Source organism: Desulfotomaculum sp. (assembly GCF_982386235.1).
Genome location: NZ_CEVWQM010000004.1, coordinates 143,612 through 158,722, shown reverse-complemented (window position 1 = coordinate 158,722; position 15,111 = coordinate 143,612). Strand labels below are relative to the sequence as shown.

Here is a 15,111-nt window from a genome sequence, read left to right as displayed (position 1 = left end):
CCCCCTTCATAGCCGGAGGGGGTTGTTTATTGGAGGCTGTAAGTATGTTGCGAAGGATTACCAACTTGTTTAACAGAAAAGAAGTGGCCGATGAAAATATGCTCCTTCAATCCGTAGACAGAAATCGTATTCCTAAACATATTGCCATAATAATGGATGGTAACGGTCGTTGGGCCAGGCGAAGAGGTATGCCTAGATCCTTAGGGCATCGAGCAGGTGCTGAAACTTTACGTAATGTTGTTAAGCTTTGTTCAGAATTAGGCGTTCAGTACTTAACCTGCTATGCCTTTTCCACTGAGAATTGGAAACGGCCCCAGGATGAGGTCTCCTTTCTCATGGACTTACTGGTAGAATACCTGGAAAAAGAAATTGAAGAACTACATAACAATAATGTAAGGATCAACGCCATTGGTTGCCTGGACGAATTGCCTCCGCAGGCCCAGCAAGCTTTAGCTAGAGCCTTTCATAAAACCGGCAATAATACGGGATTGACTTTAAACCTGGCCCTAAACTATGGTGGACGTAGAGAAATTACCGATGCAGTTGTAAAAATCGTCAATAGGGTAAACAAGGGCGAAATTAAATGTGAAGAAATAAACGACGTATTAATAGGCCAAAGTCTTTATACTGCCGGCATGCCTGATCCAGAACTGCTCATACGTCCCTCTGGTGACTGCAGAATTAGTAATTTTCTTCTTTGGCAACTGGCTTATACCGAGTTTTGGTTATCAGACGTGATGTGGCCTGATTTTCAGCGCCAGCATTTATTAGAGGCAATCGTTGGTTTTCAACAAAGGGAACGAAGATTCGGTGGACTAATCAAAAAGTAGGTTGGTGGACGAATTGTTGCACCTGCGAGTGATGAGCGCAGTCATAGGAATACCGATTATTATCTTAGCAGCCTGGTATGGTCATTGGGCATTGTGGTTACTTTCCCTCGGTGTTTATGTCTTTGCCGGTTTGGAAATGTCGGTTATTTTAAAAGGGCTAAAACTTAATCCAGAAAAATGGCTGATCCAAATTGCTGGTTTAATTATTTTTACCAGTGCATACTTATATAAAGATGAATATATTGGCCTGACCTATGTCTTTTTGGTAATATTCAATTTACTAATGATGGCCTTATTATATCCTCGAACAAGCCCCTTGGATGTTTTTGGTAACTTAACTGCGGTTTTGTATTTAGGAAATTTTATTTTCTTTTATTTGACCCGGGAATTAGAAAATGGTTTTCTCTGGGTTCTTTTGTTATTAATGACCACCTGGGCCAGTGATACCTTTGCTTATTTCGTGGGCAGGGCCCTGGGCAGACATAAATTAGCACCCCTTTTGAGTCCCAAAAAGACGGTGGAAGGGGCCTTGGGGGGTATAATTGGCTCCGTAATCATTGCCTGCATATTTGTCAATTATATTCCGTCCGTATCGGTTATTTCACTGATTACCCTTGGGGTATTCATTGGTATAACTGCTTTATTGGGTGATCTAGTGGAGTCTGCACTAAAAAGGCAGGCAGGAATTAAGGATTCGGGGCAGATCATTCCGGGTCATGGAGGTTTTTTAGACCGTTTTGATAGCCTATTGTTAACAGCCCCTTTGGTATACTACGGAGTTAAATTGTTTATAATTTGATTATATTATGATTGAGGTGACACATGTTTCCTGATTGGCTAAAGACCGCCCTGAATATCGTTTTGGCCGGTCTACTTCTTTTAGTAGCTTTCTTTGTTATTGACAACTTATCGGTGTATTTTATCAAAGGACTCTCGTTTATTGTTCCTTTGATTATCCCCTTTATTTTAGCCATATTTATTAGTTTTTTACTGGAACCGATGATAGAAATTTTGCAGCATAGAGTGCGTCTGTCCAGAGGGCCAGCAGTTGCATTTTCGATGCTAATGCTGTTTGCACTTTTTGGTACAATCCTTTCGCTATTGATCATAAGATTAATCACGGAACTAATAAACTTATCAAAAAATATTCCATTTTTTATCCAGGAGATTCAATATTGGGTAGAAAATTCTTTACCTAGATTGCAGCAGTTATATGGGGAGTTACCTCCTACGATTACCCAATATATACAATCATCCTTTGGGACAATTGCTGAGAACTTGCAGAATCTTTTAGGAGTCACCCTTGACTCCTTATATAGCACATTTTCTGCTGTCCCACTTTTTATTACCTTTATTATTGTTAGTTTATTGGCAACTTATTTTATTAGTAAAGACAAAAGAACCTTGGCCGTGCAATGGGTCAAATTAATTCCTGCACCCTATGGCCAAAGAAGTTTATATATAGTCAGTGAAGTTTTTAATGCTTTTATCTCCTATATAAAGGCCCAGGGGATATTGGTTAGCATCAGTACCTTTATTAGCATAGTGGGCTTATATATCATTGGAGCAGAATACGCTTTGACAATGGGTCTTGTAATTGGTTTTTTTGATATAATTCCCGTACTAGGACCTGGCACGGTTATCCTTCCTTGGGTAATCTGGTCAATGGTTTCGGGTAAGATGGTCTTTGGTATAAAATTATTAATATTGTATGGTCTCATCCTGGTGGCAAGACAATTATTAGAGGCCAAGGTGGTTGCCAATAACCTTGGTTTACATCCCCTAGCCACTCTGATAGCTTTGTTTGTTGGCTTTAAGCTGTTGGGGTTTGTGGGAATGATCGTTGGACCGATTCTGTTAATTGCGATTCAAGCAGTGGTAAAAGCAGGAATTCAAACCCCAAAAGTGAAATAAAATTAACTGTAGCCATTTAATGATAAAAAAGATCCTTTGCTATTGCTCAGGATGACAAAGATTTTTTCGGGATAGGAGATAATACTTTTTAGAACGGTGTGTTTCGGTGTAGGGAACGGTCTTGACCGTTCCGTTGTTTGCTAGCGTTGCTTTATAGGGAACGATCAAGACCGTGCCTTACAAATAACAGTAAAGACGAGCTTGACATTTTTTTATCCGTAGTTTGTGGCTGTTAGGTCATGGGAGGTTATGAATGAAATATATATCTATTCTAGGGAGTACAGGCTCTATTGGCAGACAGACACTGGAGGTTGTGGATCAATTTCCGGATGTTTTACAGGTTGTAGCTTTAGCTGCTGGTAGAAACCGTGAAAAACTCTTAGAACAATGTTTAAAACACAAACCTCTTTTGGTTTCACTGCAGTTAGAAGAGGACGCTATGTGGCTAAAAGAGAAATTGAACAAAGATAAAGTAACCCCGGAAATATTCTATGGCTTAGATGGGTTGATAGCGGCTGCTACATGCCCAGAGGCAGCCGTAGTTGTTACTGCCCTCAGTGGCGCCATGGGGCTAATACCTACCTGCTCTGCCATCAAGGCAAAAAAGCAAATAGCTTTGGCCAATAAAGAGACATTGGTTGCGGCTGGGCAATATGTCAGCAAATTGGCAGCGGTAAATGAAGTTCAGATATTGCCAGTGGATAGTGAACACTCAGCAATTTGGCAATGTTTAAATGGGGAAAAGAAAGCAGCCCTCAGAAAAATTCAGTTAACCGCTTCCGGGGGGCCATTTCGACTTTTAAACAGGCAGGAACTTGAACAGGTCACACCTGAGATGGCTTTGCGACATCCTAATTGGTCCATGGGACAAAAGATTACCATTGATTCCGCTACTTTAATGAATAAAGGATTGGAAGTCATCGAGGCTAAGTGGCTTTTTAACGTTGACTACGACGACATTAATGTAGTTGTTCATCCCCAGAGCATCATTCATTCCATGGTGGAGTTTGGCGATGGTTCCATTATTGCTCATTTGGGTATGCCCGATATGAGAATTCCTATCCAATATGCCCTCAGTTATCCAGATCGTTGGTTTAATCATTTTCCTAAACTAAACTTAACCGAGCTTAGTGGCTTAACCTTTGAAGCACCAGACACCTCTAAATTCCCTGCTTTGGCTCTGGCTTACGCTGCTGGAAAACAGGGGGGGACTGCCCCGGTGGTGTTAAATGCTGCCAACGAAGTTGCTGTGCAGGCATTCTTGGCCGGACGGATTAAGTTTGTGCAAATACCTGCTATTGTTGAAAATACCTTAAACAACCATCAATTCCTAGGCTCGCCTGAATTGGAAGAGATTTTAGAGATTGATCGGTGGGCCCGTCAAGAGGCAAGAAAATTTATTTAGATTTTTTTGAGGTGAAAATATGCAAACATTTATCGCTTCGGTTGTAGTTTTTGGTTTGTTAATTTTTATCCACGAATTAGGCCATTTCCTTGTTGCTAAAAAAGTAGGGATTATGGTCCATGAATTCAGCCTGGGTTTTGGACCCAAGGTATTTGGCTATAAACGAGGCGAAACCATTTATAATCTTAGGCTTTTGCCCTTGGGCGGTTTTGTTCGCATGGCTGGCATGGATCCCAACGAAGAAGAAGATAATGGGATACCCATTAATCGTACCTTTAACTATAAAACAGCAATGCAAAGGGCTTCTGTTATTGTCGCGGGACCCCTCATGAATTTTGTTTTGGCCATCGTTTTATTTGCTTTTATCTTTATGTTTCAGGGTATGCCCTATGCCACAACCGAAGTGGGAGAAGTTATTAAAGGTTTTCCTGCTGAAAAAGCAGGCCTTAGAGCCGGTGACCGCATTGTTGCCGTAAACAATACATCTGTAGAAGATTGGAACGAACTGGTTGCGGAAACCAATAAATATCCCGGCCAACCGCTTGATTTAACAATTCAGCGAGGTACGGGGCAGGTAAAACTGAACGTCACAACAATCAAGGATGAAGCGGGACAATACAAGATTGGGATTAAACCAACGGAACCACAGATAAAAAAACTCAACCCCCTGGCTGCCCTGGCAGCGGGCACAACTTTTACTGTGCAAATATCCGGCTTAATACTTTCCTTTATTGGCCAGATGTTTACCCAACAGGCCCCTGTGGATCTGGGCGGACCGGTACGAGTTGTCAACGAGATTAGCAAGGCCGCGGCCTTTGGTATTTACCAACTCATGCAATTGGCAGCCTTCTTAAGTATTAACCTGGGTCTTTTTAATCTGCTACCGATACCTGCCTTAGATGGCAGCCGGGTATTATTCCTGCTTTGGGAAAAAGTTACTGGCAGACCAGTGGAACCTAACAAGGAGAGTTTTATCCATCTTATAGGCTTTGGTCTTTTATTGCTGCTGATGGTGGTAATTACCTATAACGATATTGTTTCCCTGCTATTTGGCAATCGTTAGTGGAGGTTTATGATGCAGTTTAAAAAAACACGCCCTGTCATGGTCGGCAATGTACAAATCGGTGGGGGAGCCCCTGTGGTGGTACAGTCCATGACCAATACAGATACCAGAGATGCGGCAGCCACCCTTGGCCAGATCGAAGAACTGGCTCAAGCGGGCTGTGAAGTGGTTCGGCTAGCTGTACCGGATAAAGCAGCGGCAGAGGCTTTGCCAAAGATTATAGCTGGCAGCGAGCCGCCCTTGATCGCGGATATTCATTTTGATTACCGCCTGGCCTTGGCAGCATTAGAGGCCGGCATTGCCGGTTTGAGAATTAACCCCGGCAATATTGGCGGCAAAGAAAAGGTAAAACAAGTTGTGGCTGCCGCCAGGGAGAGGCAGGTCCCCATTCGTATTGGCGTTAACGCTGGTTCCTTAGAAAAGGAACTGCTAAAAAAGTATGGTGGGGTAACCGCCGAGGCCATGGTGGAAAGTGCTTTAAACCACATTCGGTTGTTGGAGGAATTGAACTATCAAGAGATCAAAATATCCTTAAAGGCCTCCAATATTCCCCTGATGTTGGCAGCCTATCGTAAGCTTTCTGCTGTAGTGGATTATCCAATGCACATCGGTGTAACAGAGTCCGGCACGGTCAAAAGCGGTACCATCAAATCAGCCGTTGGTATTGGTGCCCTGCTGGCAGAAGGAATCGGTGATACCATAAGGGTGTCCCTGACGGGTCATCCGAAACATGAAGTAAGTGTAGCGTGGGAGATTTTGAAGGCTCTCGAACTGCGCCAAAGGGGCGTTGCATTGATTTCCTGCCCCACCTGCGGCAGAACAGAAATAAATTTAATTCACTTAGCTGAACAAGTGGAAGCCAGACTGGCTGCGGTGGACAAGCCCATCAAGGTTGCTGTCATGGGTTGTGCAGTCAATGGTCCCGGTGAGGCCAGGGAAGCAGATGTGGGCATAGCCGGTGGCAAAGGAGTGGGCTTGATTTTTCGTAAGGGAGAAATTATCCGACAGGTTCCCGAAGACAAGCTATTAGAAGAACTTCTCAAAGAAATAGAAAAAATCTAAAAACCTACGGCACGATTTTATACGATCAGAGAGTATAAGAATTTAAGGATGATCGTAACAGCACCGGCAAAGAATGATATACGGATTGCTTAAATGTCCACGACCTAGGGCCATTTTTCTAATTTAGATGTATCAGGAGGATCAAAACATGCGAGTTAGTCAAATGTTAGTACCAACTTTAAGAGAAGTTCCTGCAGAGGCTGAGGTAGTGAGCCATCAGCTCTTACTGAGGGCTGGGTTTATTAGAAAAACAGCCTCCGGTGTTTATACATATTTACCCTTAGCCCAAAGGGTGCTGAAGAAAATTATGCAGATAGTTAGGGAGGAAATGGATAAACAGGGTGGCCAGGAATTATTAATGCCCATCATTCAACCAGCCGAGCTATGGTTAGATTCCGGACGCTGGCATGTGTATGGGCCGGAATTATTCCGCCTTAAAGATCGACATCAGCGTGACTTTTGCCTGGGACCCACCCATGAAGAGGTAATCACCACGCTGGTCCGGGGGGACGTTCGTTCCTATAAACAAATGCCTTTATTGCTTTATCAAATTCAAAGCAAATTTAGAGATGAGCGCAGACCCAGGTTTGGTTTGATGCGAGGCAGAGAGTTTATCATGAAGGACCTTTATTCCTTTGATCGGGATGAAGCCGGACTTGAGGTTAGCTATCAGAAAATGCACGAGGCTTACATCCATATCTTTTCCCGTTGTGGCGTACAGTTTCGCCCTGTGGAGGCCGATTCCGGTGCCATTGGCGGCAGCAGCACCCATGAGTTTATGGTGTTAGCAGAGTCAGGGGAAGCAGCTATTTTGTATTGTTCGGCCTGTGATTATGCGGCCAATGTAGAAAAGGCCACCACACAGCCAACTACTGGACCAGACCCCTCTATTCCGAAGCTGCCCTTGCAGGAAATGAGCACACCTGGTCAAAGATCCGCTGAAGAAGTTGCAGCCTTTCTGGGTATTGAACCAACGCAAGTCATCAAAACCATGTTTTATAAAACGAATCAAGAAGTGGTGGCGGCACTGGTGCGGGGCGATCGAGACGTTAATGAAGTGAAGCTATTAAATATTCTGGGTGCCCTTACGCTGGAACTGGCCGATGAAAAAACGGTTGAGCAAGTGACAGGTGCGCCTGTGGGTTATGTGGGTCCTGTGCAGCTTAAGAATATTCGCATTGTGGCTGATTTGGATGTCATGGCCATGACCAATGCCATTGCAGGGGCCAATAAGCAGGATGCACACTTTATCAATGTAAATCCTCAAAGGGATTTTAAGCCGGAAATTGTTGAAGATATCCGTCTGGTTAAGGTCGGGGAACCCTGTCCCAAATGCGGTGCTCACCTACTGGAAGCCCGTGGTATTGAAGTAGGGCAAATCTTTAAATTGGGTACGAAGTACAGTGAAATCCTGGGGGCAACCTTCTTGGATGAAAATGGTAAGGAACGTCCCATTGTTATGGGCTGCTATGGCATTGGGGTGAGTAGAACCATGGCTGCCGCCATCGAACAAAATTATGATCAGAACGGTATTATTTGGCCGGCTAATATTGCGCCTTTCCAGGCCATTGTTGTTCCAGTAGCAACCAAAGATGAAAGTCAAATGAAAGTGGCGGAAGAACTGTATCATACTTTAAATCAAGCCGGTGTGGAAACCGTACTGGATGATCGTGCTGAGCGTCCCGGTGTGAAATTTAAAGATGCTGATCTCATCGGTTATCCCTTAAGAATTGTCGTTGGTAAACAAGCTGTGGAAGGACTGGTAGAAATACGCCAACGCCGTTCAGGTGTAACGGAAATAATCCCTGTTAAGGATGTGGTAACGAAGATTTTAGGTCTGTTACCAACTTTATAGGTGTCGAGGTATGTTAGAAAAAGTTCTCCTATTGTCTGTTTCGGCCGGCGAAGGTCACATGAGGGCCGCTGCCGCGATTAAAGAAGAAATCTTGAGTAGAAATTCCCAGGCCGAAGTGGTTATTCTTGATACCTTTCGATATGCCAGCCCTCTGCTGGAAAAAGTAGTACTGGGAACCTACATGGAAATTATAAAGATGTCTCCGGTAATTTATGGCTATTTATACAAACAGGCAGAGAGGGAAAAACCCTTTTCTGGATTTGCAAAAAATGAGTTTAATCGGATTATGAATCGTCTGGCTGCTCCAAAGCTAGTAGACTTTATCGAGAAGATGCAGCCACAGACGATTCTCTGTACCCATCCCTTTCCATTAGGAATCTTAACGCATTTAAAAGGACAAGGAAAATGTAATGTACCGATTGTTGCCGCCATTACTGATTTTACGGTTCATTCTTTCTGGCTATTCGATGCGGTGGACTGCTATTTAGTGGCAGCCGAACCGTTGATCAATGACTTTGCGGCACAAGGAATAAAAAACAATAAAGTGAAGGCCACGGGAATTCCCATTGATCCCAAATTCGCTGTGGCTAGAAATAAGGGTTTGTTGCGCCAACAATGGAATTTGGAGCCGGACTTGCCGGCTGTTTTAATCATGGGTGGGGGTTTAGGCATGGGTCCTCTGGCTGAAATTGTTAAGGAATTGGCTAGTTCGGGATTACCTTGTCAAATGATTGTGGTTTGTGGCCGCAATGAATCCTTACGCAATAAATTACGAAAAATACAGCCTACCTTAACCAAGAGGCTAGAGGTGCATGGCTATATTAACAACATCGAAGAGTTAATGGTGGCCTGTGATTTAATGATCGGCAAAGCAGGGGGACTAACCTCAGCGGAAGCAATGGCCAGTGGTCTCCCCATGTTTATTACCGATCCCATACCAGGTCAGGAAGAACGCAATGCAGAATTTCTGGAACAGGTAGGGGCAGCCCGCTTGGTTAGGGGACACAGGGATTTGATTTATCAGGTAAATGAATTTTTAAGCAACCATTCGCTGCAAAAATTCATGTCAGAGGCAGCCAGAGCAGTTGGCCGTCCTCGGTCTGCGGAGGCTGCGGTTGATGTATTGGAAGAGTTGGTAAGGAAATAGCCATCAGCCGTCAGCTTTAATAGCTTGGAAAGGGCCATGAGCCATGGGCCTTGGGTTTTTTATGCATGTTTTTCTTGAAGGTCTTTAGCTCATGGCCCATGGCTCATGGCCGCTGGGCTTTGTTAGTGATTTGTAACCAATGATCTTAGGCGTCTACGTGGAAACACAAGGAATTGGAGGGGTTTCAGTGGCAGTTTCACTGATGGATGTACTGGATATCCGTAGGGTAGATGATAGTATCTTAGAAGTAATCAAACATACTCAAGTTGTCAGTGTAGCTGTTAATGTTTCTAAAAAGCAGTGGAAGTTAAAATTAAAGCTACACCAAAAGTTATCAAACAATGACAAAATGACGCTAAAATCGGCCCTGGCTTCCCTTACACCAGGGCCAGTTTTATTAGAGGTTGATTATCATTGCCCCTTAACTAAAGCAACTGCCCAGGAATTTGATATTGAATATCTTAGAGAAGAATTGGTAAAAAAATTTCCCGTGGTACGCGGCTGGTTGCACAACACCAATTGGCAGTGCAAAGAACATTGCCTGGAGATTACTTTACCAGATGAAATGAGTTTAGAACTTTTACGGGGTAGGGATTGTGATTTATTTATTGAGTCCTGCATAAAAAATACCTTTGGCCTGCAATATAATGTGCGTTTTCAGCTAAGTCAGAATCAAGATAACAACCCGGACTGGAACCAGTGCCAAGATGAAATCGAAAAAATGCTCTGGAATAAAATGGCGGAGGAAAGAGTCACTGCACCAAAGGAAAAGAAAAATACTGGTACCAAGAGTAACCTAAATGAAAACATTATCGTGGGAAAACCCATTAAAGGGGCTGCCAAACCCCTGCAAGATATTACTGAGGAAGAAAGAAATGTTGTGGTGGAAGGCAAGGTCTTTGATGTTGAAATTAAACAACTAAGGTCTGGCCGCCAAATACTAACCTTTAATATAACGGATCAAACTGATTCCATTGAAGTTAAAAAGTTTTTAGAAGAAGACGATAGCGAAACCGGCGAAAGGCTTAAGAATGGCAGCTGGGTTATTATTCGGGGACCGGTGCAGTACGATAAATTTTCCCAGGAATTGACGGTCATGGCCTACGATATCAACCTGGGTAAAGCGAAGGTTTCTACCCGTCAGGACAACGCCCCGGAAAAACGAATAGAGCTTCATCTGCACACCAAAATGAGCTCCATGGATAGTGTCATGAATGCTGCCGATGCAGTGAAACAGGCAGCGGCCTGGGGACATGAAGCCCTGGCCATAACGGACCATGGTGTTGTCCAGGCCTATCCGGAGGCCTATGCCGCAGCGAAAAAAGCAGGTATTAAACTGATCTATGGTGTGGAAGGTTACTTAATTGACGATGGCATAGCAACGGTCATCAGTATGAATCACAACCTTGTTTTAGAAGATACGGAATACGTTATTATAGACTTTGAAACCACTGGTTTTTCACCCCAAACAGATGAAATTATTGAAATAGGTGCGGTGAAATACTTAAACGGTGAAGAGGTAGACCGTTATGGCACCCTGGTAAAGGCCAGTAAGGAAATCCCCTTTGAGGTAACCAAACTTACTGGTATCTCCAATGAGATGATCAAGGCTGCCCCGGATAGTAAAACGGCCTTAGCCAGGCTGGTAGAATTTGTTGGTGATGCAGTTTTGGTCGCCCATAATGCATCCTTTGACCTTGGCTTTTTAAGGGTTGGTTTACGGAAGTATCTGCAACAGGAACTGACGAACCCTGTTATTGACACCTTGGGAGTTGCCCGGGTGCTGTACACAAACCTGAAAAACCATAAGCTGGCTACCCTGGTGAAGGAGTTTAAGGTAGAGCTTTCCAATCACCATCGGGCTGTGGATGATGCCGCTGCCACTGGTAAACTGTGGCAATTGTTCTTGAAAAAGCTGCTTGAGCAGGAGGTTAGGGACTTAAAAGCCCTGAGTGAAATTGGTAAGGGAGTCAGTCAGGATAAATTAAGATCAAGGCACGTTACGATTCTCGTTAAGGATGAAATTGGTCTAAGGAATCTTTATCAACTCATTACGTTAGCTCATCTCCAATATTTTCATCGTCAACCCCGTATACCCAGGCGGGAATTAATCAAACACCGGGAAGGATTGCTGATTGGATCTGCCTGTGAAGCGGGGGAATTCTATCAAGCCCTCCTTTCAGGTGCATCCGATGAAGAACTGCAGGAGATTGCTTCTTTTTACGATTACTTAGAAATTCAGCCCCTGGGCAACAATGAATTTCTGATTCGTAACGGTCAAGTGGGTGGCGAAGAAGATTTAAAAGCACTCAACCAAAAAATAACTTCGCTGGGGAACAAATTAGGTATCCCGGTGGTTGCCACAGGGGATGTCCACTTCCTTAATCCGGAGGATGAAGTTTATCGGCGCATCCTCATGGCTGGCAAGGGCTTTGATGATGCTGATAATCAGGCACCCTTATATTTTAAGACCACCGAAGAAATGCTGGAGGAGTTTGCCTACTTAGGCCAAGAGACTGCCCTTCAGGTGGTGGTGCAGCATCCTAAAAAGATTGCGGCTTTGATTGGGTCCTTTAAACCCATCCCCGATACGTTGCATCCTCCTTACATTGAGGGTGCGGAACAACAGATTACAGATATGACCTTACAGCGTGCCAAGGAATTATATGGTGACCCACTGCCGGAAGTGGTGCAGCAAAGGGTTGATAAGGAATTAAAATCCATTATCGGCAATGGTTTTGCAGTATTATATTTAATCGCTCATAAGTTAGTTAAGAAATCTCTGGATGATGGATACCTGGTGGGATCAAGGGGTTCGGTTGGTTCCTCCTTGGTGGCGACCTTTACCAATATAACCGAGGTCAATCCCTTACCGCCCCATTACCGGTGTCCCAACTGTTGCCATAGCGAATTTATTATGGACGGTTCCGCCGGTTGCGGTGCGGATATGGCGGATAAAAGCTGTTCCCAATGCGGCACCCACTATATCAAGGATGGCCATGACATTCCCTTTGAAGTGTTTTTAGGTTTTGATGGTGATAAGGTGCCTGATATTGACTTAAACTTCTCCGGGGAATATCAACCCAGGGCCCATAAGTACACCGAGGAACTATTTGGCAAAGAGTATGTTTACCGAGCCGGCACCATTGGTACCATTGCGGAAAAAACGGCCTTTGGCTTTGTTAAAAACTATTTTGAGGAACGCAATATAAAGAAACGAAATGCCGAAATGAAACGTTTGGTACTGGGTTGTGCCGGGGTCAAAAGAACCACTGGTCAGCATCCCGGTGGCCTAATGGTTGTACCCAACAGCTTAGATGTGCATATGTTTACACCGGTTCAAAGGCCGGCGGATGATGTGAAATCGGATACCCGAACAACACATTTTGATTATCACTCCATCCATGATAGTTTAGTAAAATTAGATATCCTGGGACATGATGATCCCACCGTGATTCGTATGCTGGAAGATCTGACCGGTGTAAATGCCAGGGAAATTCCCCTGGATGACGCCAAAACCATGAGTCTGTTTTCCTCCCCGGAGGCCCTGGGCGTTACCCAGGAAGCCATCGGTTCCCAGGTAGGGACCTATGCCATCCCGGAGTTTGGCACCAAGTTTGTGCGTCAGATGCTGGTGGATACCATGCCCACTACCTTTTCGGAATTAGTACGTATTTCGGGTTTTTCCCATGGGACGGATGTGTGGTTAAATAACGCCCAGGATCTGATCCGGGCAGGCAGTTGTAAGCTCTCCGAAGCCATCTCGGCCCGGGATGACATTATGGTTTACCTGATTTACCAGGGATTGCCCCCGAAACAAGCCTTTAAGATCATGGAGGGTGTGCGGAAGGGGAAAGGGGTTAAGGAAGAGGATGCCGAGGCCATGCGGGCCCAGGGTGTGCCGGAATGGTATATTGAGTCCTGCCGTAAAATTAAGTATATGTTTCCCAAGGCACACGCCACAGCCTATGTCATGATGGCCTTTCGCATAGCTTGGTTTAAGGTGTACCGACCGGAAGCCTTTTACGCAGCCTATTTTACCGTGCGGGCAGATGACTTTGATGCAGAGTTAATGGTCCAGGGAACGGACAAAATTAAAAAAGCCATAGAAGAAATAGAAGAAAAGGGGAATGCTGCTTCCCAAAAGGAAAAGAACATGTTAACCATCCTTGAGGTTGCCCTGGAAGCAAACTGTCGCGGCTTTAAAATATTGCCCGTCAATTTAGATCAATCCGCTGCGGCTAAGTTCCTGATTACCTCGGAGGGTCTGCTGTCTCCCTTTGGCGGACTCCAGGGTGTGGGAGTCTCTGCTGCCCAAAATATTGTGGCGGCCAGGGAGCAAGCGCCCTTTACTTCCATCGATGACCTAAGAAACCGGGCGAAAATTTCCAAGACCGTCATTGAAACCCTGCAAAATCATGGTTGTCTCAATAACCTTCAGGAATCAGACCAGATGGCTCTTTTCTAAAAATAAAGCAAAAGGGAGTGTCCCAAACGGCACTCCTTTTTTCATCTTAATGTGATATTAGCATAAAGCCCTGGGGTAGAGTGCTAAACAGTTCCTTAGCATCCTGATCTTGCAGGTAAATACAACCGTAAGATTTAGGGAGGCCGAATTGTTCATGATGATCCTGCATATTTTCGGGTAATGGATGCAGTAGGATATCTGCATTGAGTCTCAGCCAGGGGGATTGTTTGCCGGAATCTAATTGACGATTGGCTTCATAGAGGGTTCCCTGGGGGATGGGGCGGTCTGCCCGAACCCTGACAGCAAAGCTTTTGAGGGTTTTAGGGCCTTCCATTAGCCATAAGACAGGTGTTGGTTCCAGCTTTAACTCTAACCAGCGATTTTGGCCCAAATTTGTGGTGGAGAAGGAATAAGCAAAATCCAAGGATTCATTGCTGGTTGAAATGAGCCTGGCCTTAACGTTATAGGTGGTACCAGGCATCATGATCCTTTCGGGAAGATAACGAATGGTTTTGTCCTCGATGATACATCTGCCCGGTAGGCCTTGTATATCAACCTTGGCTGATTTTAATTGCTGATTTGTTTGTAAAAGTATTTCCCTGGTTAACCAAATACTATTTGATCCTGGAACGGGAAATACTCCCTCGATTAGAAATTCGGGAGTTGTTACAAATTCAGCCTTTATTGATTGCTCCAATTTTCCCCCCTGTTGATCAGGGAGTCCGGCAGCAATGCTCATTGAGTAACGATATAGGTTATTTAATTTTTGATTGGGCCAGAATTCCCAGCGGCTATAGTCAGTGCCAGCAGGTATTAATTTTCCGGGCACAGGTCCCGAAACAAAATTCGATATTTTACGCGGGTCTAGATTAGTGTTAAACTGTAATATAATGGGGCCCTTAGAGGGAACCGTATGATTGCCTTCAATACCGATAAACTTTACTGTAACCTTGCCTTGAAATTTACCCGCGGACCATACATAAAAGGGCCAGATCATGGCTGGTGCCGCTTTAAAGCGATAGTGGTATTCCCTGCCGAGGGGGAATGATTTTTCACTAATAATTATTTGTAACTTACTGGCGGTTAACCATTGGTGCTCGAAGGGGACCTTTTTCCCCGTAGCTGCCTGGGTAATAATTAAGTCTTTGGTAGCGGCAGGCTTCATCGGAGCGAGAAAATTAAAAGTAACCACTACCTTGCCTTCGGGGCTTTCATGAACCTGGTGGCTTTCCCAAAGGCTGATCGTTAACCATAAAGCTATGGTCAAAAAAAAGAGAACAGATACCTGTACAATTCGGGTTCTACTTATTTGAATAATCATTTTAAGAACCTCCGTAATAGCCATTCCCTGTTAGCATCAGCTAAAT

Annotated in this window: 10 protein-coding genes; 9 read left to right on the top strand and 1 reads right to left on the bottom strand. The window is 44.4% G+C overall.

What is annotated here, in order from left to right:
- Positions 1 to 44: 44 nt before the first annotated feature.
- The 9 genes from AC1U9Z_RS03870 (at position 45) to AC1U9Z_RS03830 (ending at position 13,744) form a co-directional block, all read left to right on the top strand.
- Positions 45 to 830, top strand: a complete 786-nt coding sequence (locus tag AC1U9Z_RS03870; protein WP_479955786.1) for an isoprenyl transferase — start codon at positions 45 to 47, stop codon at positions 828 to 830.
- Positions 831 to 846: 16 nt separating this feature from the next.
- Positions 847 to 1,629 (top strand): phosphatidate cytidylyltransferase, encoded by a 783-nt coding sequence (locus AC1U9Z_RS03865; RefSeq protein WP_479955785.1) that lies wholly within the window; start codon positions 847 to 849, stop codon positions 1,627 to 1,629.
- A 23-nt stretch (positions 1,630 to 1,652) separates the two neighbouring features.
- Complete coding sequence (gene ytvI, locus AC1U9Z_RS03860; RefSeq protein WP_479955784.1) at positions 1,653 to 2,744, top strand: sporulation integral membrane protein YtvI; 1,092 nt, start codon at positions 1,653 to 1,655, stop codon at positions 2,742 to 2,744.
- Between the two features lie 253 nt (positions 2,745 to 2,997).
- A complete protein-coding gene (locus AC1U9Z_RS03855; RefSeq protein ID WP_479955783.1) occupies positions 2,998 to 4,149 on the top strand; it encodes a 1-deoxy-D-xylulose-5-phosphate reductoisomerase in 1,152 nt (383 codons plus the stop codon).
- Positions 4,150 to 4,168: 19 nt separating this feature from the next.
- Positions 4,169 to 5,212, top strand: a complete 1,044-nt coding sequence (gene rseP / locus AC1U9Z_RS03850) for an RIP metalloprotease RseP (protein WP_479955782.1) — start codon at positions 4,169 to 4,171, stop codon at positions 5,210 to 5,212.
- Positions 5,213 to 5,224: 12 nt separating this feature from the next.
- Positions 5,225 to 6,274 carry a flavodoxin-dependent (E)-4-hydroxy-3-methylbut-2-enyl-diphosphate synthase gene (gene ispG, locus AC1U9Z_RS03845; protein WP_479955781.1) on the top strand — a complete coding sequence of 350 codons (1,050 nt, stop codon included), beginning with the start codon at positions 5,225 to 5,227 and terminating at the stop codon, positions 6,272 to 6,274.
- Positions 6,275 to 6,422: 148 nt separating this feature from the next.
- Positions 6,423 to 8,129 carry a proline--tRNA ligase gene (locus AC1U9Z_RS03840; protein ID WP_479955780.1) on the top strand — a complete coding sequence of 569 codons (1,707 nt, stop codon included), beginning with the start codon at positions 6,423 to 6,425 and terminating at the stop codon, positions 8,127 to 8,129.
- A gap of 10 nt (positions 8,130 to 8,139) precedes the next feature.
- Positions 8,140 to 9,276: an MGDG synthase family glycosyltransferase gene (locus AC1U9Z_RS03835; protein ID WP_479955779.1), complete on the top strand. Its 1,137-nt coding sequence runs from the start codon at positions 8,140 to 8,142 to the stop codon at positions 9,274 to 9,276.
- A gap of 187 nt (positions 9,277 to 9,463) precedes the next feature.
- Entirely contained in the window at positions 9,464 to 13,744 is a 4,281-nt protein-coding gene (locus tag AC1U9Z_RS03830; RefSeq protein ID WP_479955778.1) for a PolC-type DNA polymerase III, read from the top strand.
- A 46-nt stretch (positions 13,745 to 13,790) separates the two neighbouring features.
- Here the strand turns inward: AC1U9Z_RS03830 and AC1U9Z_RS03825 are convergent, their stop codons facing one another.
- On the bottom strand, positions 13,791 to 15,065 hold the full coding sequence (locus AC1U9Z_RS03825) for a L,D-transpeptidase (protein WP_479955777.1): 1,275 nt from the start codon (positions 15,063 to 15,065) through the stop codon (positions 13,791 to 13,793).
- Positions 15,066 to 15,111: the final 46 nt, after the last annotated feature.

Bases quoted from the DNA above. Each gene is read 5' to 3' on its own strand.
- AC1U9Z_RS03855 (WP_479955783.1), top strand. From the start codon at position 2,998: ATGAAATATATATCTATTCTAGGGAGTACAGGCTCTATTGGCAGACAG.
- ispG (WP_479955781.1), top strand. From the start codon at position 5,225: ATGCAGTTTAAAAAAACACGCCCTGTCATGGTCGGCAATGTACAAATC.
- ytvI (WP_479955784.1), top strand. From the start codon at position 1,653: ATGTTTCCTGATTGGCTAAAGACCGCCCTGAATATCGTTTTGGCCGGT.
- AC1U9Z_RS03840 (WP_479955780.1), top strand. From the start codon at position 6,423: ATGCGAGTTAGTCAAATGTTAGTACCAACTTTAAGAGAAGTTCCTGCA.
- AC1U9Z_RS03825 (WP_479955777.1), bottom strand. From the start codon at position 15,065: ATGATTATTCAAATAAGTAGAACCCGAATTGTACAGGTATCTGTTCTC.
- AC1U9Z_RS03870 (WP_479955786.1), top strand. From the start codon at position 45: ATGTTGCGAAGGATTACCAACTTGTTTAACAGAAAAGAAGTGGCCGAT.
- AC1U9Z_RS03835 (WP_479955779.1), top strand. From the start codon at position 8,140: ATGTTAGAAAAAGTTCTCCTATTGTCTGTTTCGGCCGGCGAAGGTCAC.
- rseP (WP_479955782.1), top strand. From the start codon at position 4,169: ATGCAAACATTTATCGCTTCGGTTGTAGTTTTTGGTTTGTTAATTTTT.